Origin of the sequence: Sphingomonas liriopis, from assembly GCF_024211255.1 — a bacterium.
GTDB classification, from domain to species: Bacteria; Pseudomonadota; Alphaproteobacteria; order Sphingomonadales; family Sphingomonadaceae; genus Sphingomonas; species Sphingomonas liriopis.
The window spans coordinates 158,843-179,738 of sequence record NZ_JAMLDY010000004.1; the positions used below are offsets into that span (position 1 = coordinate 158,843).

13 protein-coding genes are annotated in these 20,896 nt (G+C 70.4%); 9 read left to right on the forward strand and 4 right to left on the reverse strand.

Going from position 1 to position 20,896, the window contains the following annotated elements:
- Positions 1 to 58: 58 nt before the first annotated feature.
- The 3 genes from M9979_RS04510 (at position 59) to M9979_RS04520 (ending at position 4,664) form a co-directional block, all read left to right on the forward strand.
- Positions 59 to 2,788 carry an ATP-dependent DNA helicase gene (locus tag M9979_RS04510; protein ID WP_254288142.1) on the forward strand — a complete coding sequence of 910 codons (2,730 nt, stop codon included), beginning with the start codon at positions 59 to 61 and terminating at the stop codon, positions 2,786 to 2,788.
- Positions 2,785 to 3,324 carry a SixA phosphatase family protein gene (locus M9979_RS04515; RefSeq protein WP_254288143.1) on the forward strand — a complete coding sequence of 180 codons (540 nt, stop codon included), beginning with the start codon at positions 2,785 to 2,787 and terminating at the stop codon, positions 3,322 to 3,324. Before M9979_RS04510 ends, M9979_RS04515 begins: the two co-directional genes overlap by 4 nt.
- A 263-nt stretch (positions 3,325 to 3,587) precedes the next feature.
- On the forward strand, positions 3,588 to 4,664 hold the full coding sequence (locus tag M9979_RS04520; RefSeq protein ID WP_254288144.1) for an AI-2E family transporter: 1,077 nt from the start codon (positions 3,588 to 3,590) through the stop codon (positions 4,662 to 4,664).
- Between the two features lie 7 nt (positions 4,665 to 4,671).
- On the opposite strand, the gene M9979_RS04525 is transcribed toward M9979_RS04520, so the two are convergent.
- Positions 4,672 to 5,190 carry a DUF177 domain-containing protein gene (locus tag M9979_RS04525; protein ID WP_254288145.1) on the reverse strand — a complete coding sequence of 173 codons (519 nt, stop codon included), beginning with the start codon at positions 5,188 to 5,190 and terminating at the stop codon, positions 4,672 to 4,674.
- The gene (locus tag M9979_RS04530) at positions 5,187 to 5,675 is read right to left on the reverse strand and encodes a ubiquinol-cytochrome C chaperone family protein (protein ID WP_254288146.1); all 489 of its coding nucleotides are present in this window, start codon (positions 5,673 to 5,675) and stop codon (positions 5,187 to 5,189) included. Before M9979_RS04530 ends, M9979_RS04525 begins: the two co-directional genes overlap by 4 nt.
- 140 nt (positions 5,676 to 5,815) lie before the next feature.
- On the opposite strand from M9979_RS04530, the gene M9979_RS04535 reads away from it, so the two are divergent.
- A complete protein-coding gene (locus M9979_RS04535) occupies positions 5,816 to 6,328 on the forward strand; it encodes an outer membrane protein assembly factor BamE (RefSeq protein WP_254288147.1) in 513 nt (170 codons plus the stop codon).
- A 157-nt stretch (positions 6,329 to 6,485) separates the two neighbouring features.
- Here the strand turns inward: M9979_RS04535 and pbpC are convergent, their stop codons facing one another.
- Both pbpC and M9979_RS04545 read right to left on the reverse strand, forming a co-directional pair.
- Positions 6,486 to 8,576 (reverse strand): penicillin-binding protein 1C, encoded by a 2,091-nt coding sequence (gene pbpC, locus M9979_RS04540; RefSeq protein WP_254288148.1) that lies wholly within the window; start codon positions 8,574 to 8,576, stop codon positions 6,486 to 6,488.
- Between the two features lie 456 nt (positions 8,577 to 9,032).
- Positions 9,033 to 14,771 carry an alpha-2-macroglobulin family protein gene (locus tag M9979_RS04545; RefSeq protein WP_422921533.1) on the reverse strand — a complete coding sequence of 1,913 codons (5,739 nt, stop codon included), beginning with the start codon at positions 14,769 to 14,771 and terminating at the stop codon, positions 9,033 to 9,035.
- A 226-nt stretch (positions 14,772 to 14,997) separates the two neighbouring features.
- Between M9979_RS04545 and M9979_RS04550 the strand changes: the two genes are divergently transcribed.
- The 5 genes from M9979_RS04550 to M9979_RS04570 all read left to right on the forward strand — a co-directional run bounded on the left by M9979_RS04550 (position 14,998) and on the right by M9979_RS04570 (position 20,852).
- Positions 14,998 to 16,374, forward strand: coding sequence for a glycosyl transferase family protein (locus M9979_RS04550; protein ID WP_340689043.1), 1,377 nt, complete (start codon positions 14,998 to 15,000; stop codon positions 16,372 to 16,374).
- A 209-nt stretch (positions 16,375 to 16,583) separates the two neighbouring features.
- Positions 16,584 to 17,384, forward strand: coding sequence for a hypothetical protein (locus M9979_RS04555; RefSeq protein WP_254288149.1), 801 nt, complete (start codon positions 16,584 to 16,586; stop codon positions 17,382 to 17,384).
- Positions 17,385 to 17,424: 40 nt separating this feature from the next.
- Positions 17,425 to 18,339 carry a sulfite exporter TauE/SafE family protein gene (locus tag M9979_RS04560; protein WP_254288150.1) on the forward strand — a complete coding sequence of 305 codons (915 nt, stop codon included), beginning with the start codon at positions 17,425 to 17,427 and terminating at the stop codon, positions 18,337 to 18,339.
- Between the two features lie 32 nt (positions 18,340 to 18,371).
- A complete protein-coding gene (locus tag M9979_RS04565; RefSeq protein ID WP_254288208.1) occupies positions 18,372 to 19,094 on the forward strand; it encodes a TIGR02186 family protein in 723 nt (240 codons plus the stop codon).
- Between the two features lie 66 nt (positions 19,095 to 19,160).
- Positions 19,161 to 20,852, forward strand: coding sequence for an ATP-binding protein (locus tag M9979_RS04570; protein ID WP_254288151.1), 1,692 nt, complete (start codon positions 19,161 to 19,163; stop codon positions 20,850 to 20,852).
- Positions 20,853 to 20,896 lie beyond the last annotated feature (44 nt).

Sequence of the window (20,896 nt, forward strand, 5' to 3'; positions counted from 1 at the left end):
CGTGCGATGAGCCGTCGGGTTGCACCGGCGCCCGGTTGCCATTCTGTTCCCGGGGCGTATGGCCGGTCGCGTGATCCCCTATCCCGCCCTCCACGCCAGCCACGGCGGCATCTGGATCGCCACCGACGAGGGGACGCGACCGATCGGGCGCGGCGAGGCGATCCGCATCGCCGCGGATACGCCGGTGATCCTGCTCAACGCGCCGCTGGTCGGGCAGCGGCTCGGCTATCCCGAGCTGTCGGGACTCGACCTGCTCGAACTATTCGCCTTTCTCTATCCGGCGCGGTTCGCGGTGCCGACGCCCAACGGGCTGGCGCGCGCGGTCGATCTGTCGCCGCCCGACACCGACGAGGGCGTCGCCGCCTTCCTGCGCGAGGCGGCGGCGGCGTTGCTTGCGGTGCCCGAGGGGGACTGGCCCGAGCGCGAGGGCGCGTGGACCGCGGCGCAGTCGCTGACCCGGCTGCGCTGGCCATGGGCGCCGGCGATCGCGCCGCTGCTCGCCAAACCACGCGTCAACGAACGCTGGCTGTTCGCGACGCTGCCCGAATGGGAAGAGGCCGGCCCGCGCCCCGCACCGCTGACCGTCGCGATCTCGCCCGCCGACGCCGAGGCGCGGCTCGTCGATCTCACCGGCGATGGCGCCGAGGAGCGGCTGGGGCAGCGCGCCTTCGCCGCGGCGGCGACCGATGCGTTCGCGCCGCGGGCGATGCGCGATGCGCCCAATCTGGTGCTGGCCGAGGCGGGGACGGGGATCGGCAAGACGCTGGGCTATCTCGCGCCGGCGTCGCTGTGGGCGGAGCGCGCCGGCGGCGCGGTGTGGATCAGCACCTATACCAAGGCGCTGCAACGCCAATTGTCGAAGGAGACCGAGCGGCTGTTCCCCGATGCAGCCGAGCGTCGGCAGAAGGTGGTGACGCGGAAAGGTCGGGAAAATTATCTGTGCCTCCTCAATCTGGAGGATGCCTTGCAGGGCGGCTTCGCCGGCCGCGCCGCGATCCTCGCGCAACTGGTGGCGCGCTGGGCGGCGTATAGCGCCGATGGCGACATGGTCGGCGGCGACCTGCCCGGCTGGCTGCCGACGTTGTTTCGGCGCAACGGCCCGACCGCGCTGACCGACCGGCGCGGCGAATGCGTCTATGCCGGCTGTCCGCATTACCGGAAGTGCTTCATCGAACGCGCGGCGCGCGCCTCCGCCGAGGCCGACGTGGTGATCGCCAACCACGCGCTCGTCATGGTCAATGCGGCGCGGGGCCGCGAGACGACGACGCGGCCGACGCGCTACGTCTTCGACGAGGGGCATCATCTGTTCGAGGCGGCGGATTCGATGTTCGCCACCGCATTGACCGGGCAGGAGACGATCGAACTCAGGCGCTGGATCCTGGGGCCGGAAAGCGGCGGACGCGGGCGGCGGCGGGGCTTGCAGGCGCGCCTGTCCGACGTCGCCAGCTATGACGAACAAGGCGGCATCGCGATCCAGGACGCGATAGAGGCGTCGCAGCATCTCGCCAGCGACGGCTGGCTGGGGCGGATCAACGAAGGCGCGCCGTTCGGGCCGATCGAGCATCTGCTCGCCGCGGTGCGTGGCCTGACCTATGCGCGCGCCGAGCAGCCGGGTGATGCCGGTTACGGGCTGGAGACCGAACTTGCCGAGCCGACCCCCGAATTGATCGAGGCGGCGGCGCCCGCCGCGGCGGCGCTCGATGCGCTGGTGCGGCCGCTGGTGACGCTGGGGCGGCGACTCGAAGCGGTGCTAGCCGAGGCGCCAGACTGGATGGATGCGCCGGCGCGGGCGCGCGTCGAGGGGGCGATCGCGTCGATCGGCTGGCGCGCGGAAACGGTGGCGGCGTGGCTGGCGCTGCTGGCGCGCGTCGGCGGTCCGGTCGATCCGGCGCATGTCGACTGGCTCGCGGTCGATCGGATCGAGGGGCGCGAATATGATATCGGCCTGCACCGCCACTGGCTCGACCCGACCAGGCCGTTCGCCGAGATCGTGCTCAAGCCCGCGCACGGCGCGCTCGTCACCTCGGCGACGCTGACCGGGGGCGGAGACTGGGAGACGGCGGAGGCGCGTGTCGGTGCGCCGCATCTCGCGCGTGCGCCGTCGCGGTTCGAGGCGCCGAGCCCGTTCGATTATCCCAATCATGCCGAGGTGCTGATCGTTACCGACGTCAAGCGTGGCGATCTGCCCGCGCTCGCCAATGCCTATGCGCGGCTGATCGTCGCCGCGGGTGGCGGCACGCTGGGGCTGTTCACCGCGATCCGGCGCTTGCGCGGCGTGCATGGCCGGATCGCCGACCGGCTGGCGCGCGAGGGGCTGCCGCTGCACGCGCAGCACGTCGATCCGATCGATACCGGCACGCTGGTCGATATCTTCCGCGACGATCCGCACGCCTCGCTGCTCGGCACCGACGCGCTGCGCGACGGCGTCGACGTGCCGGGATCGTCGCTGCGGCTGGTGGTGATGGAGGGCGTGCCCTGGCCCAAGCCGAGCGTGCTGCATGCCGCGCGACGGCTGGCCGGCGGCGGGTCGGCCTATGACGACCGCATCGTGCGCGCGCGGCTGGCACAGGCGTTCGGGCGGCTGATCCGCCGTGCCGACGATCGCGGTGCGTTCGTGATGCTGTCGTCGGCCTGCCCCACGCGGTTGCTGTCGGCGTTTCCGCCCGGCGTCGGCATCGCGCGCGTGACGCTCGACGAGGCGGTGGCGCGGGTGCAGGCACGGCTTTCCTTACCCCTTAACATCGGGCAAGAGGCGCCTCTCGCGATCGATCACGGAGACGCCGGTTGAAGACGCTGACGCTGCTGCGCCACGCCAAGTCCGGGTGGGACGATCCGGTGACCCGCGATTTCGACCGTCCGCTCAACGCCAAGGGCAAGCGTGCGGCGCAGGCGGTGGGGCGCAACATGCGCAGCCTCGACCTCGCGTTCGACCATGTCGTCGCCTCGCCCGCGGTGCGCGTCGGCGAGACGCTGGATGCGGTGGTGGCGGGTTATGGCCGCACGCTCGCGCCGGTGTGGGAACGGCGCATCTACCTCGCCTCGGCGGCGACATTGCTCGACGTCATCCACGAACTGCCCGCCGGGGCGGAGCGCGTGCTGCTGGTCGGGCACAATCCGGGGCTCGAGGATCTGGTGCTGATGCTGGTGCCGGAAGCGTCCGAGGGACTGCGGGCATTGGTCGAGGAAAAATACCCGACGGCGACGCTGGCGGAAATGACGTTCGATATCGACGACTGGTCGGCGGCGCGCGCCGGCGGTGCTATGCTGAGCCGATTCGTACGGCCGCGCGACCTCGATCCAAGCCTCGGGCCGGACGACGGCTGATTTCGCGCGAAGACGCGAAGGTGTTGTACTCGCGGCGTCGTCCTCTCTGCTTTCTACCGATGTACCTGCGGCCCCTTAAGGTGTGAAGAGCTGCCGCGGCCCAAAACGAAACACCTTCGCGTCGTCGCGTCTTCGCGCGAAAATCTTCTTAGCCTTCTCCTCTTCCCCTCCCGTGAACCAACCTCAACCCGAGACGGACCCGAAACGGTCCTGACGGGTTCATGCCCCGGTTCGCACGGGGACGGACGGACAAGGGGACTGACGTGATCGATAGACGAAGGCTCGAATCGGGCGGGCTGATCCTGTTCCTGGGGCTCATCACGGCGGCGCTGCTGCTCGTCGTCTGGACCTTCGTCGGTGCGCTGCTGTGGAGCCTGCTCGCGGCGATCCTGTTCCAGTCGCTGTTCCGCTGGCTGCTCGCGCGCTGGCCGGGGCATCGCAACCGCGCGGCGGCGGCAACGCTGCTCATCATCCTGGTCGCGGTCATCATCCCGGCGCTGGCGATCGGCGGCATGGTCATCGACCAGTCGGCGGGCGTCTATGCCAAGGTACAGAGCGGCCAGATCGATTTCGCGCGCTATTTCCAGCAGGTCCACGACGCGCTGCCGCAATGGGTCCAGCATCCGCTCGACCGCGCCGGCCTCGGCAGTTTCGATACCGCGCAGGCGCGGATCGCGGAAGGCTTGCGCAACAGCTTCCGCGGGATCGCGAGCCAGGCGCTGTCGATCGGGCGCAACGCGGCGGCGTTCCTGCTCGCCTTCGGCGTCGGGCTGTATGTGACCTATTTCCTGTTGCGCGACGGCGAGCGGCTGGCGCCGGCGATCCGCGACGCGCTGCCGCTGGAGCGCGACGTCGCCGACCGGCTGCTCGACCGGTTCGTGTCGGTGGTCCGCGCGACGATCAAGGGGTCGGTGGTCGTCGCGCTGGTGCAGGGCGCGCTGGGGGCGATCACCTTCTGGATCGTCGGGCTGCCCGCGGCGCTGCTCTGGGGCCTGTTGATGGCGCTGGCGGCGCTGCTGCCCGCGATCGGGCCGGCGCTGGTGTGGGGGCCGGTCGCCGTCTACCTGCTCGCCACCGGCGCGGTGTGGCAGGGCGTCGTCGTGATCGTGTCGGGCGTCGCGGTGATCGGGCTCGCCGACAACATCCTGCGGCCGATCCTCGTGGGGCGCGACACCGGCATCCCCGACTGGCTGGTGCTGGTGACGACGCTGGGCGGGATCGAGGTCGCCGGCCTCAGCGGCATCGTCGTCGGCCCGCTGGTCGCCGCGCTGTTCATCGCCGGCTGGCAGATCCTGACCGAGCAGCGTGAGCGCCAGCGGGTCTCGCTTCCGACGGGGTAAGGGCCAGTCAGCGTTTCTCCAGCAGCGATTGCAGCCCCTGCAGCGGGCTGAACGGCCGGTGCTCGTCCTCGGGGATCACCCCGGCCTCGCGCAGCACCGCCTCGGCATCGGGGCTGCGCAGGAACGGATCGAGCGCCAGCGCCATCGTTTCCGCCGCCGCTTCGCCCAGATCGACCGCGCCGCCCTCGATCTCGACCGTGTCGAGCGCGCCTTCGTCGAGTTCGACCTCCTCCTGATCGTCGAGCCGTTCGACGAACAGCAGCGCGACGGGTTCGTCGATCGTCGCGTCGAGCGGCACGCCCGTCACCGAGCATGCCTGCACCACCGCGCCGGTGACGCGGCCGCGCACCGCGATCCCCGCCGCTTCGCGCTTCACCGCCAGCACCGCGTCGAGCCGCGCGACCGACAGCACGCCGAAGCGCGCCGCCAGCGCCGCGCGCTCGGCCTCGGTCGCGGCAATGCGTACCTCGCGCTCGCCCGCGCCGATCGCGTCGAGGCGTTCGGGACGGCTGAATTCGGGGGTCATGGCAGATCTCCCGCGGTCAGCCGGTCGAGCGGCGTGGTCGCCAGCGCTTCATGCAAGGTGGTCAGCGCGGTCGCGACATGCGCCACCGCCTCCGGTGTGGGCGCGTCGCCACGATAGAGGTTGCGGACCAGCGCCGGGGCGAGGTCGCCCGCTGCCAGACCGTCGCGATAGGCGCCGAGGCGGCCGCCGAGCATGCTCATCATCTTGCCGATATGCTTGCCGACGACGATGTCGCCGATCCCCATCTGGCGCAGCTGGCCGTCCATGTCGTCGACGAACCGCTCGGTCAGATGCGCCGATAGCGCGGCGGCCTCGGGCTGCGTCTCGAGCCGCAGCAGCACCATCGCCAGCACCGCGGCGATCATGTCGAACCGGCCGTCGACGGTATCGGGCACCGCGCCCGCCAGATACCAATGCTCGGCCCGGCCACGCGTCACCACCGCGTTATACAAGGGCAGCGCCGCCTCGCGCGTGTCGCCGAACAATCGTCCCCACCAACCCAATGTCTGTCCCCGTCATCCGCGTGCATGGCACCGGCGCTTGAAGCGTGTGCGATCCTCGCATATCGAGGCGATCGGCGGGCGATGCAATCGACCATGCACGCGTGCCGCCGCTGGAGATAGTGATGAGCGTATCCTTTGCCCGTGTCGGCGCCCGCATCGGTCTGGTCGCGGGTGTCGGGCTGACCCTCGCGATGGGGGCCTGCGCGCCGCTGCGCTCGCATCAGGGCTATATCATCGATGCCGATCTGGTGAATTCGGTGCAGCCGGGCGTCGACAACCGCGCCTCGGTCGCGCAGGTGCTGGGGCGGCCGACGATCGCCAGCCAGTTCGGCACGCAGGACTGGTATTATGTCGCGCGCGACAGCCGCAACCTCAATTTCCAGAAGCCCAAGGCGAAGGACCAGATCGCGCTGAAGATCAGCTTCGACGCCAACGGCACCGTCACCTCGGTCACCCGCACCGGCGCCGAGCAGATCGCCAGCATCGATCCCTATGGCAAGACGACGCCGACGCTGGGCAAGAAGCGCGGCTTCTTCGAGGATCTGTTCGGCAATATCGGCACCGTAGGCGCGGCGGGCACGGGCGGCCAGGGTGGCCGCGGCGGTGGTGGTGGCGGCGGTCGCGACACGCCGTAACACCCGGTATCGGCTCCCCCGGTTGGTCGCGCCGCCTGCTACGCATCGGCGCGACCGTGCCGTGCTTGGACCGGCACTGATCCCGAAAGGGGAAAAGGGATCAGTGGCCGCTAACGCGCCGCCATCGGAATGGTTCTGGCACGCTCGCGCTTTTTCGTCAGCGCACCGTGAACATCACCTGATCGACCACCCGCCCGGCCAGATCGACCAGCCGTAGCCGGTGCGCGCCCGGCCCGGGCAGGATCAGCGCGGGCCGATCCGCCTGCCCGATATCGCGCCGGTCAAGCATGATGCGATGCGCCATGGCGGCACCGCTGACGCCGATGCTCAGACGCTGGCGGTCGATCGGGATATCGGGGTCGAGCGCATAGACGCTGCCCGATACCGGGTTGGTGATGCGCGGCCGCCGCGATTCGGCGGGGGCGGCGGCGATCAGCCTCTGTGCAGTACCGCGCAGGAAATAGTCGCGGCGCGGCTCCTCGATATGGTCGGCGAAGGCGACGGGGGAAGCGACGACGTCGGCGGGGGCGGCGGGCTCGCGGCCCGGGCTGCGCGCATGGAGCGCCAGCATCACGTCGCGCCACACCGGCGCCGCGCCGCTGGTGCCGGAGACGGCGCGCATCGGATCGCCCTCGGCATTGCCGACCCAGACCGCGACGGTGAAGCGGTTCGAGAAGCCGACGCACCAATTGTCGCGCATCGCCTTCGACGTCCCCGTCTTCACCGCCGCCCAGAACGGCAGGCGCAGCGCCGAATCGAGGCCGAAGGTCGCGGCGCGGGCATTGGGATCGGCGATGATGTCGGCGACGATCCACGCCGCGGCGGGGCTGACGATCGCGCGTGGGCTGGTCGCGGACTGGTCGCGGGTCACGCGCAGCGGGCGCCAGCGCCCGTGATCGGCGAGGGCGCGATAGGCGGCGGCCTGTTCGAGCAGCGTGACCTCCGCCGAGCCCAGCGCCAGCGAAAAGCCGTAATAACTGCCGTCCTCGACAAGGCCGCGATAGCCGAGGTCCCAGAGGCGGTCGCGGAACGGCTCGACGCCGACGAGCAGCAAAGTGCGCACCGCGGGGACGTTGAGCGAGCCGGCGAGCGCGGTGCGCGCCGACACCGGACCCTTGAAGCCGCGATCGTAATTCTGCGGCACGTAGAGGCCCGAGGCGGTGTCGAGCTGCACCGGCGAATCGTCGAGGATCGACGCCGCGGTGAGGTAACGGCGCTCGATTCCAAGCGCGTATAGGAACGGTTTGAGCGTTGACCCGGCCTGGCGATAGGCATTGGCATTGTCGACCGCCGGCGCGGTCGAGGCGCCGCCGATGCCGCCGACATAGGCGAGCACCTCTCCGCTCGCATTGTCGACCACTACCACCGCGCCGTCGCGCGCACGGGTGCCGCCGAGGCCGAGCAGCTGCCGTCGCAGCGCCGCCGCGGCGAAGCGCTGGATATCGGCGTCGAGCGTCGTGGTGACGCGCAGCCCCGCCTTGGTCAGCAGCCGGTCGGCGAGATGCGGCGCGAGGCCGGGATCGAGCGCAAGGCTGCGCGCCGGACCGAGCATCGCCGCGGCGAGCGCGGGGAAGCGGGTGCAGTCGCGTGTTGCGGCGAGCGCGCAGGCGCGGCGGGCGATCGTCGCGGCATCGGCGCGCGGATCGGGGAGCAGCGCGGCGAGCAGCAGGCCGTCGTCGCGGGTGAGGCTGGCCGGGGTCTTGCCGAACAGGCCGAGTGCGGCGGCGCCAATCCCCTGCGCCTCGCCGCGATAGCCGGCGAGGTTGAGATAGGCTTCGAGGATCTGGTCCTTGCTCCAGCGCGATTCGAGCGCGCGGGCGGCGCGGAGCTGGCGGAGCTTGTCGAGCCAGCCGCGCGCGCCGGGGCGCGCGAGGCCGGGAGAGAGGAAGGCGGCGAGCTGCATCGACAGCGTCGAGGCGCCGCGAACCTTCCGAGGATCGAGCCGGTGGCGCGCGGCGGCACCGAGCGCGAGCCAGTCGACGCCACCATGGTCGCGGAAGCGATGGTCCTCGGCCGCGACGATCGCATCGCGCGCAGGCGGCGCGACCGCGGCGAGCGGCGTCCAGGCGAGCCGCCGCGCGGCGAAATCGACGCGGGCGCTGTCGATCAGCCGGCCGTGGCGATCGTAGAGCCATGATTCGGACGGGTGCCAGCGGCTACGGACTTGCGCGTAATCGGGGAGCGCGGGCGGGCGGGTGGCGTAGTCCAGCGTGCCACCGGTGACGGCGAGCACGCCGACGAGCGCCATGACGCGGGCAGGGGTTATGTGAATGGAAAGGCGCGCGCTCATGCCGCGGATGGTGTTTTCTGCTCCACCCCGGCGAAGGCCGGGGTCCAGTCGGGCAAACGGTCGCGGATCATCGCCGCCGCGCCGCCACTGGACCCCGGCCTCCGCCGGGGTGGACGCTGTGGGAGCCATCAGCGCGCATCACGGGCGCCCGTCGCGCCAGCGCAGCGGGAGAACGAAACCGCCCCCCAATTCCTCCGTCACCCCGGACCTGTTCCGGCGTCCACTCCGCGGCGAGGCATACGCTTCGAGGCGAAACCGTACGCCCGCGGCCCGGTGGACCCCGGAACAAGTCCGGGGTGACGAGGGAGTTGGGGTTGCGTTCGTGCGTCAGCCAACGCGCGGCGGAGGCGCCGCCGACGGCCGCCATCCCCCGTCCGACTCCAAATCGCGCCGCGCGCCGCACCGACGGCCCCCTCACCGCTGCGCCACCACCACCGGGTCGTTGGGCAGCTGCGCGCGCACGGTGGGCGAGTACATCGCCTCCACCCGTGTCGGCGGCAGGCTGAAGCGACCCGCGCCGTTGAGGCGCACCGCATAGCTCACCGTGAACCGCCCGCGCGGGACCCAGGCGAAGAAGCCGCGCCAGCTGTCGTTGCCGCGCTCGACGTAGGACGGCTGCACGCCCTCGCCGCCGCCGCCCTCGCCCAGCATCTGCGACTGGTTGGCGAGATCGCCGATGATCGTCGCGCCGGCGGGGATCGGATCGTTGACCACCACCCAATTGCGCTCGGCGGTCGCATCGACGGTGATCGTCACGCGCAGCACGTCGCCGCGGGTAAGCTGGCCTTTGGTACGCACTTGCACCGGCGTCACGCTGCGGCTGGCGCGATAGCCGGCGAACAGCGGCGCCCTGAGCGGCACCGCCGCGCGCACAGAGACCATCGCCCACGGCCCCGCACCGCCGTTCTGGCGCAGCAGCAGGGGCGTCTGTGCGGCGGGGAGCGGCAGGCTGACCGTGCGCGCCTCGGGGCCAAGCGGCCAGGCGCGCGACACGCTCGTGCCGCCAAGCTGCATCGTGGTCGTACCGGCGATCGCCTGCGCCGGATACAGGCTCGCGAACTTGCGCACCGCAACCGCGCCCCAGGCGTTGGCGGTGGTCGTGTCCCAATGGCCGCGCGACTGGCGTAGCGCGACGCCGACCATCATCTTCGCCGCCTCGTCCTGCCAGCCGGGGCGGCCGAGCGACACGAGCAGCGTCTTGACCGACGCCTCGTCGCCCGACGACATCAGCCACCATGGTGCGTTCGCCGCGTCGGACAGGTCGAGCCGCGTGCCTTCGTAGACCAGCCGGCTGCGCAACACGCCTTCCGCCTGCGCCTTCAGCGCCGCGGCATTGGCGAGCGGCACGCGATCGAGCGCGGCGATATAGTCGGCAAGGAGCGCGGTCGGCATGTCCTGCGCGGGCAGGCCGATCTGGCCGAGCATCGCCGGCGTCGCCGCGCCGGCGCGGGCGAGCGCGGCGAAGGCGACGAGCCGCTGCTGGCGCGGATCGCCGTAGCTTTCGCGGCGGACGCGGTCGTCGAGCACCGCCTTCAGCCCCTCGATCATCCGCGCGCGGGGCGCAGGCGGCAGCGGCAGGCCGGCCTCACTGGTCAGCGACAGGACATAGGCGGTCAGCGCCTCCGACCCGTCGAGCGTCTCGCTCGGCCAGTAGCGCAGCAGGCCGTCGGACGCCTGATAGGTCGGAATCGCGCCGGCCAGCGCCGCCCAGCGCTGCGTATCGCCCAATGCGACGATCCGGCTCAATTGCTGTTCGAAGCAATTGTACGGATAGTCGGTCATGTAGCGACGCACGCCTGCGAGCGGCGGGGCGAGCGTGTCGGTCAGTTGGACGTCGACCGAACCACGGCCGGGCAGCGCGCCGGCGGGCGGCGCGATCGGCAGCGACGTGTCGGCGACGCGGGTCAGCGCCGCCGCCCAGGTTTCGACCGGCACCGCGGGCACGACCTCCTGTGTCGCGGTGAGCCGGTCGACCGCCTTGCCGTCCTGCGACCGCGCGGTGACCTGCCAGCGCAACGTGCCGCTCGCCTGCGGCGCGGTGAGATTCCACGCCACCGGCACCGCGCCGCCCGCGGGGAGGGTGACGGTCAGCGGCCGCCCCTGCGCGATCCGCGGGAAGACTTCGACACTGGCGGTGACGGTCATCGGTTTGTCGCTGCCGTTGCGCAGCGTGAAGCCCGCCGCATACCAGTCGCCGCTGCGCACCAGCGGCGGCAGCCCGGCGTAGAGCGACAGGTCCTGCGCGGTGCGGATCGTGGTGGTGCCGGTGCCGAACAGGCCTTCGCCATCGGTGGCGATCCCGACCAGTTTGAACGACGACAGCGCATCGGACAGCGGCACCGACAGCGTCGCGCGACCCTGCGCATCGAGCGCGACATGGCCGCGCCACAGCAGGACGGGCTGGAAATTTTCGCGGTTGAGCGCCGCCGCGGCATCGCCGCCGCCGCCGCCCGCCTCCACCGCCTTGCGCCCGTAATGGCGCTTGCCGACGACCTGCATCTGCGCGGTCGCGGTCAGCACCGACAGCGGGCGATCGCCCATCATCGCAGGTAGCACGTCCCAACTGTCGTTGGGCGCAAGCTGGAGCAGCGCCTCGTCGACCGCGGCGAAGGCGACGTCGGCGCTCGCCGCCGGGCTGCCGTCGGGGCGGCGGACCTGCAGCGCGACCTCGGCGGTGCCGCGCGGCGCGAAGCGTTCGCGGTTCGCCTTCACGTCGACGGCGAGCGTATGGCCCTCCCACCCGACCGTGACCTTGGCGATGCCGAGGCGATAGGCGGGCTTGGCGAGATCGACGAGCGCGGTCGGTTCGGGCGCAGGCTCGGCCTTCACGAGGCCGAGACTCTGGCCGATCCCGCGCAGCCAGCTCGTCCAGCCGCTCTCGATCCGCCCGCGCACCGCCATCACCGAGACATAGACGTCGGGCGCATAGCTGCCCGGCATCGGCACTTCGACCACCGGATCGGTGCCGCTGAGTTCGGTGACGAAGCTCGACAGCACGCCCTCGCGCTCGACCGTGACCAGCGCGGTGGCGGAACGGAACGGCATGCGCACCTGGAAGCGTGCGGTCTCGCCCGCCTTGTAGGCGGTGCGTTCGGGAACGACGTCCATCCGGTCGCCATTGTCGCCGCCGAACCACCAGGCGTCGTCGCCCGCCAGCCACACCGATCGCACCGCGCGCGACACGTTGCCGTCGGCGTCGGTGGTGGTCGCGACGACATAGACCTCGCCCGACACGCCGGGATCGACGCTGCATTGGCCAAGGCCCTGCGCGTCGGTGGTCGCGGTGCAATCCGCCGCGAGCTTCGTCGTGCGCATCTGGTTGTCATAGGCGTAGAAGCCGCCGATCAGCCGCCGCCGCGCGGTAAGGATCTGGCGGCTGTACAACGCGACCGAGACCTTCTGGCCCTTGATCGGTTTGCCCGCGGTGTCGAGCGCGGCGAAGCGCAGGCGCAGATCGTCCTGCTTCATCAGCCAGCCGTCGGTCTTGACGCCCAGTTGCACCGCCGACGGGAAGATCGGCAGCCTGCGACTGGCGGTCAGCACTTCGCCGTTGGCGTCCTGATAGTCCATCTCGACCAGCATGTCGGTCAGTTCGTCGAGCGCGGGCACGTCGACGCTGGTGCGCGCGGTGCCGCCGGCGTTCAACGTCGCGGGCAGCGTCTGCGTCGGCGGCAGCGGCGTCGGCTGGTCGTCGCCGTCGCCGTTCATCGGCCGGACGCCCTCTTCCACCTTCGCACCGCCGAACGTATAGCCGTCATAGCCCTTGGGGCTGCCGCTATGCGCAAACCAGCCGACGCGCACCTCGACAGGCAGGCTCCCCGCGCCGCCGCCCGACAGATAGCCGACGTACAGGTCGAGCGGCAGCGACCTAGGCCGCACCGCCGGCGCCTTGGGCCCGGTGACGCTCGCGCGCATCGTCGGCAGTTTGTACTCGTCGACCTTGAACGACTGGTCGGTATAGGTGACCTCGTCGCCGCGGACGATCCTGAGGTCGTAATCGCCCATCGGCGCGCCCTGCGGTGCGGTCCAGGACGTCTCGCCTTGCCCGCGTGCATCGATCGTCAGCGGCACGTCGAATTGCGTGTCCGATCCGCGGTGCGACAGCCGCAGGATGCCGGTGAAGCCCGCCGGGATCGCGAAGCCGCTGCCGTTCGGGCGGCGGACGATATGCTTCATGTGGATCGTCTCGCCCTGCCGCACCAGCGCGCGATCGAAGACGGTGTGGAACGTCTCGGCGGGCGCCGAATAGCCATAGGGCAGCTCGAAATCGGACGGCCGGATGCCCTGGCCCCAGCTGGTCAGCGCGAAGCTGAAATCGTCGTCGCTGCGCGCCGACACCATCAGCGCGTGCGCGGACGAACTGTCCTCGCAGCCGTCGTACGTCTCGGGCTGCGGCAGACCGGCGGGGATCATCAGCCCGCCGCTGCGATCGGTCGCACCGCGCGCCAGCAGCTTGCCGGTGCAGCTGTCGCTGATCGCCACGCTGGCGTTGGCGACCGGCTGGCCGGTGTCGAGCGCGGTCACCCAGACGAGGCTGCGCTCGCGCCCCCATTTGAAATGCACCGCCATGTTGGTGACCAGCGCGGCGCTGGCGACATAGCGCGGCGCGTTGCGTCCGAGCAGCGAGCGTCCGAGCACCGGACTTGCCAGTTCGACGACGTAGAAGCCGGGCTTGCCCAATGGGATGCCGACCACCTCGAAATCGTGGCCCTTGCCGGGCAGGCCGAGCTTCAGCCCCGCGCCCTGCTGCCCCAGGATCGAACGGTCGCCGGTATGGTTGATCCGCCGCACCACTTCGTCGCCGCGCTTCACCTCCTCGACGTCATAATTGTCCGCGGCCGCGACCGTGCGCAGCCATGCGGCGACCGCCGCGTCCGAATCGCCGACCTTGAGCGTCCGCCCGCCGATCGCGAGGTTGCGGCCCTGCAGGGCAGGCTCGACGTTGCGTACGGTGACCGGCAGCACGCCGCCCTGTGCCGCCTCGAGGATGCCGAAGCCCGCCGCGAACTTCACCAGCGGCGGCGCGGCGTCGAAGCGCACGTCCAGTGGGAAGCGTTCGCCATTGGTCAGCGCACGGCCGCTCTCGTCCTTGAGGCCGGCGGGCAGCGTCAGCTTCGCCGCAGTGTCGTAGGGCAGCGGCGCCTTGAACGTGACGTCGGCGATCGTCGCCTTCTTCCTGTCGTCGTCGTCGAAGGTCGGCGCGATCTGCCTGCCGTCCGCCAGCGTCAGCCGGATCGCCGCCGCCTGGCTCATCGTCACCGGTGCGGTGAAGCGGACATAGGCGGGTTGCACCGGGCTGCACCCGGCCTGCGGATTGGTGCGGCTGCATTCGAAGCGCGCCGTGAACGGCTTGCGGACGCTATAGTCGAAGCGCTGATCGGCGCCGGCGAGACGGCCGGAGGCCGACGCGATCCCCTTCGGCCAGACCAGCGCGACGTCGCGCCCGGGCGGCAGCGCGCGGCGGCATTTGAGCGCGGTGACGCCGGCGTACAGCGCCTGCCGCGCGGCGGGCGCGTCGGGAACCGCATCGGGCAGGCCGGCATTCTCGAGGAAGCTGCGCACCGACCAGTCCTGCGTCCCCATCGCGCCGAACAGTTTCGCGGGCAGGTCGGCGGCGAGGACGTCGACCGGGATCTTCTCGCCGAGCCCGTCGACCGCGCAATAAGCGTTGGCGGCGACCGACGCGCGCGTCGGCGCGGTCGACGTGGCGACCAGGAACACCTGATCCTCCTCGATCTCGTCGCCGCCACCCGGCGGCAGGACGGCGCGCGCGCTCGGTCCTCCGGCGTCGACCGCATAGCTCTGCCGTCCGTTCAACGCATAGCCGGCGACGCTCTTCAGCCCCTTGGCGGCGTCGAAGCTGCATTTGGTCTCGCCGCGTAATGGTGTGGCGAAGTCGAAGACCCAGGTCTGCTGGTCGACCCAGCGTCCGCTGCCGGCACAGCCGGTGGTAAAGGGCGCGGGGCTGCGTGGATCGCCGAGCGGCACCATCGGCTGGTTGAAGCGGATCGTGTAGCGCTCGATCGCGCCACCGTTGCCACCGGCGCCGGGCTGGGCGAGCACCACCTGCGGGCTGTTGTCGCCGAACGCGGCGACGGGCGCCAGCGCCAGAGCCAGCACCGCCCACCGTACCGCTGCTCCGCGCCGCATCATCGCCCTCCCGTAACGACACGACGCTAGGCGGTTCACGAACGCGAATCCAGAGCCGCCGCCGTCCCCGAACCGATCCGCGTTTCCGCCGATTCGGCGGCAATCCGCCGCTGGCGGGCGCGTCATGAGCGATGAAATCCAACGATCGGAAAGGCTTGCCTATCGCCCCTTGTCCGATCCGCATCCGTAATGAACCTTATCGGCATGGGAAACTGTCCGGGGGCGGATCGTGGATCTTTTGACGGCGATCTTCGATGCCGCGGCGCGCGAAACGATGCTGTTCGCGGCGACGGGACTGCTCATCGGCGGGATCGACGACCTGATCGTCGATCTGTGCTTCCTGGCGCATCGCTGGAGCAAACGTAAGGCTGTCCGTCCGACGTTGGCCACCCTGCCACGGCCCGCCTCGCCTGGTGCGTTCGCCGTGTTCGTCGCGGCCTGGGACGAAGAGGCGGTGATCGGCGGCATGCTCGCAGCGGCCGTCGCCCGTTTCGAACATCCGGATTACCGCCTGTACGTCGGGGTCTATCCCAACGATCCGGGCACGATCGCGGCAGCTACGGCCGTTGCCGCCACCGATTCCCGGATCCGCGTCGTCATCGGCAGCCGCGACGGGCCCACGACCAAGGCGGACTGCCTCAACACATTGTGGACGGCGCTGATGCGCGACGAGGCAGCAGGCCGGGTGACGAAAGCGGTGGTTCTCCACGACGCGGAAGATGTCGTCCATCCCGCCGAACTGACCGTGTTCGACACGATGATCGAAGGGCGGTCGGTGGTGCAATTGCCGGTGTTGCCGCTGATCCGACGCGGATCGATGGTCTCGGCGCACTATGCCGATGAGTTTTCCTATGCGCACAGCGTCCAGCAGCCGGTGCGTGCGATGCTGGGGGCGGCGATGCCGCTGGCTGGGACAGGTTGCGCGATCGCGACGCCGATACTGGCGGCGATCGCCGCCGAGCGCGATGGCGCACCGTTCGACGAATCGAGCCTGACGGAGGATTACGAACTCGGCCTGCATGTCGCCGCGCGGGGCGGCGGCAGTTGCTTCGCGCGCATCCGTGATTCCCACGACGGCAGTCTGGTCGCGGTGCGCGCCTATTTTCCCGACGCGCTGCCGACGGCCACGCGGCAGAAGGCGCGATGGATGACCGGCATCGCGCTCGCCGGCTGGGATCGAACCGGATGGGGCAGGCCGCTCGCGCTCGCGGATCACTGGATGCGCATGCGCGACCGGCGCGCATTGGTCTCGGTGTTGGTTCTGGCCGTCGCCTATGTGGCCGTCCTGCTATGGCCCTTGGCGGTCGTATTGCACTGGCTGGCCGGTACGCCCGTCGCCGACGATCGGCTTGCCACATGGCTGCTCACGACGACATCAGTGCTGCTCGGCTGGCGGCTAGCGATGCGTGCCGTCTGCACGGCGCGGGACTATGGCTGGCGCGAGGCGGCATGGTCGCTACCGCGATTTTTCGTCGGCAATCTCATTTCGCTGATCGCCGCGCCGCGCGCGCTCCACCGTTACCTGAAGCTGCTGCGCGGTGCGCCGCTGGTATGGGACAAGACGCGGCACGAGTTTCCCGACCTCGACATGGCGTCCAACGTGTGACGGGTGGACGGCCGCTCCGCTTTCTCGCCGTCCTGCTCGCCGGCTGGGCCGGCACCAGGGGATATGCGATCTATCGCGACGGCGGCGTGGCGGCTTTACCCCTGGCGGCACCCGTCGCGCGGATCGTCGCGGCGATGGGGGTGTCCCCGGCCGTGGCGAGGCCCATGCCTTTTGCGCCCGCCGGCGATCGTCGGACGGAGCGGATGTGGATGCGTGCGAATCGTGTCGTGCATCGGGCGGCGGTGGCGAGCGATTCGCCATCGATCGCCAATCAACGGCGCTCTACGGCGGGCATCGACGCCTCCTGGGCGGTGGATGATGACCGGCGATCCGACCCGCCACGTCTGGCGCCCGCCGTCCAGCCGCCGCCGATCGCGCAAGGGCCATCGCGCTGGGCGGGCAGCGCGTGGCTGATCGCGCGTGGCGGGAATGTCGCCAGCGTCACGAGTGGCCAGCTCGGCGGGTCGCAGGCGGGCGTGAGGCTGACCTATGCGTTGGGTGCGGCACGGCGGGTAGCGCTTGCCGCTCGCGTGTCGGCACCGTTGTCCGGCCGGGGACGGGAAGCGGCGATTGGACTGGATTGGCAGCCGATGCGGGCACCGATCCACATCGTCGCCGAGCAGCGCATCGCCCTCGACGGTGGGCGGGGCGGGCCGATGGTGGGGGTGATCGCCGGGTTCGGCCCGACGCGGATCGCGCCGGCGCTGACGCTCGAAGGCTATGGACAGGCCGGTTTGATCGATCGCGGTCAGACCGAGGCATTCGCTGATGGCGCCTTGCGGGCGGCGCATCCGCTCGGCGCGCTGGGCGCGGTACGGATCGACATCGGCGCCGGCATCTGGGGCGGCGCGCAACGCGGGGCGACACGGCTCGACTTGGGGCCGTCGCTGGGTATCGTCGTGCCGGTCGGTAAACGTCGCCTTCGCCTGACCGCGGACTGGCGCCAGCGCGTCGCCGGTGCGGCGCGGCCGGATTCGGGGCCGGCGTTGTCGATCGGCACCGATTTCTGACGGCTGGTCCGCCGCGCCAAGCCGGGTATAACGCGGGGCCGTGGACCTCTACCTTCCCATCGCCAATCTGTCGGTCAACGCGCTCGTCATCGTGCTGCTGGGCGGTGGCGTCGGGTTGCTGTCGGGGATGTTCGGGGTCGGCGGCGGATTCCTGACGACGCCGCTGCTCATCATCTACGGCATCCCGCCGACCGTCGCCGCGGCGTCGTCGGCGAGCCAGGTGACGGGGGCGAGCGTATCGGGCGTCTTCGCGCATTTCCATCGCGGCGGGGTGGATACCAAGATGGGCGGCGTGCTCGTCGCGGGCGGCATCGTCGGCAGCTTCGCCGGTGCGTGGATCTTCCAGCTGCTGCGCGCCAGCGGCCAGATCGATACGGTGATCGGCGTCGTCTATGTGCTGATGCTGGGATCGATCGGCACGATGATGGCGCGCGAATCGATCGCCGCGATCGGCGTCGCGCGCGGGCGGCGGCCGGTGCGCCCGCGCAAGCGGCGCCACCATCCGCTCGTCGCCGCGCTGCCGCTGCGCACGCGTTTCTATGCGTCGGGCCTGTACATCTCGCCGCTCGCGCCGCTGCTGCTCGGCTTCTTCACCGGCATCCTCACCATCCTGCTCGGCATCGGCGGCGGGTTCATCCTGGTGCCGGCGATGATCTATCTGCTCGGCATGGCGACCAGCGTCGTCGTCGGCACGTCGCTGTTCCAGACGCTGTTCGTCACCGCGGTCGCGACGATGGTCCACGCCACCACCACCAAGGCGGTCGACATCGTCCTCGCCGGCCTGCTGCTGATCGGATCGGTGATCGGCGCGCAATTGGGCGCGCGCTTCGCCTCGCGGGTGAAGCCCGAATATCTCCGCCTCGCGCTCGCGATCATGGTGCTGCTCGTGGGCCTGCGCATCCTGCTCGGGCTCGTCTGGCGGCCCGAGGAGATCTTCACGGTCGAGCTGACGTGAGGCGCTGGCTGCCGCTCGCCGCGCTGCTGCTGATGGGGCAGGCGCCAAAACCCGTGCTCGTCCCCGACGTGTCGCAGCGCGATATCGAGATCGCCTATTCGTTTACCGGTGCCGAGCTGCTGCTGTTCGGCGCGATCCTCTATCCCGGCGGGCGACTGCCCAAGGGTGAGGCGCCGACCGATATCGTCGTCGTCGTCAAGGGACCGACCCAGCCGGTGCTGGTGCGCGAGAAGGAAAAGGTCGCCGGCATCTGGGTCAATGCGCAGCACCAGCGCTACAGCTCGGTGCCGAGCTTCTACGCGCTTGCCTCGTCGCGGCCGGTGGACCGTATCGTCGATGAACGGACGCGCGCGATCTACGAACTCGGGCTCGACAGCCTTCAGCTGTCGCCGGGATCGAATGCGGTCACCGCGGTCGAGCATCGGTTCCAGCGCGGGCTCGTCGACCTCAAGCGCCGCGCCGGCCTGTATCTGGAGGCGCCGCATGCGGTCGGGATCACCGATGGCGTGCTCTACCGCGCGCGGCTGACCATCCCCGCGCGTGTCCCCGTCGGGCGGTTCACCGCGGAGACGTTCCTGATCCGCGACGGCCGCGTCCTCGCCGCGGCGGTGCGCGACATCGACATCCGCAAATCGGGGTTCGAGCGGTTCGTCGCGCGCGCCGCGGAACGGCACGGCATCTATTACGGCCTCGCCGCGGTCGTCCTGTCGGTGGCGCTCGGCTGGGGGGCGGGCTGGATCGCGCGGCGCATCTGATGGCGAACGCTATGTTAAGGCCTTCGCCCTAATCCATCGGGTCGATATGGACGAGGATCGACCGTGATGACCGACATGCCGGGACCCGCCGCCTTTGCCGGAGCGGTGCCGCTGGCGGCAGGAGCGGCGCCGCTGGCGGGGCCGGCCGGCATCGGCGGCATGCCGATCGGCTGCGTGCTGGCGATCGCGGGCGGCAGCAGCCGCGTCCTGTTCGACCGCAACGCGCTGGAGCTCGCCGCGCAGGATGCCGATCCCGTCGCCGCGTCGGCGGGGCAGGTCGGCGGCCAGATCAAGATGCGCGTCGGCGGCACCTGGCTGGTCGCCAACATCCGCAGCCTGGCGTTGCAGGAAGCGGGCGGCGACTGGGTCGCGGCCGATATCGATTTCCTGGGCGAGGGCGACGAGGAGCGGCTGACCGGCAAGCTCTACCATTTCCGTCGCGGCGTGACGCGCTATCCGATACCCGGCTGCGAGGTGTTCGCGATCACCACCCCCGACCTCCAGCAGATCTATTCCGCCGCCGACAAGCCGCATATCCAGGTCGGCACCGTCTATCCGACGCGCGACGTGCGCGCTTCGCTCTACATCGACGCGATGCTCGGCAAGCATTTCGCGCTGGTCGGATCGACCGGCACCGGCAAGTCGACGTCGGCGGCGCTGATCCTCCATCGCATCTGCGAACTGGCGCCGCAGGGCCATGTGCTGATGATCGATCCGCACGGCGAATATGCCGCCGCCTTCCGCGGCAACGGCGCGATCTACGACGTCAGCAACCTCCAGATGCCGTACTGGCTGATGAACTTCGAGGAGCATTGCGAGGTCTTCATTACCGCGAGCGGATCGGATCGCCAGATCGACGCCGACATCCTCGCCAAATGCCTGTTGATGGCGCGCGCCAAGAACCGGCTGGGGCAGGGGATCGCCAAGCTGACCGTCGACGCGCCGATCCCCTATCTGTTGAGCGACCTCACCAACCTCATCGCGCTCGAAATGGGCAAGATGGACCGTGCCGGCGATACCGCGCCCTATCTGCGCCTCAAGACCAAGATCGACGAGATCAAGGCCGATCCGCGCTACGGCTTCATGTTTTCGGGCATGCTGGTCGCCGACACGATGGCCGATTTTCTCGCGCGCATCTTTCGCCTGCCGGGCGACGGGCGGCCGATCTCGATCGTCGACGTCTCGGGCGTACCGTCGGAGATCACGTCTGTGGTCGTCGCGGTGCTGAGCCGGATGACGTTCGACTTCGCGATCTGGTCGCGCAACGAACCGCAGCGGCCGATCCTGCTCGTCTGCGAAGAGGCGCACCGCTACATCCCGAGCAGCAACAGCGAGGCCGGGCGCAGCGCCTCGGTCGGCCGCATCCTCGGCCGCATCGCCAAGGAAGGGCGCAAATACGGCGTCAGCTTAGGGCTTATCACGCAGCGGCCGTCCGATCTGGAGGAAGGCGTGCTTTCGCAATGCGGCACGATCATCGCGATGCGGCTCAACAACGAACGCGACCAGGCGTTCGTGCGCGCCGCGATGCCGGAGGGCGCGCGCGGCTTCCTCGATGCGATCCCCGCGCTGCGCAATCGCGAATGCATCATCTGCGGCGAAGGCGTCGCGGTGCCGATCCGGGTGAGCTTCGACGGCCTCGAAGAGTCGAAGCGGCCGGCGTCGGGCGACCCTTTGTTCTCGCAGTTGTGGCGCGATGCCGGCGGCGAGGATGCGATCATCGGCCGCACGATCATGCGCTGGCGCGCGCAGGGGCGGTAGGCGACATAGACAAGATGGACACCTTGACGTGAACGATCCGGTTC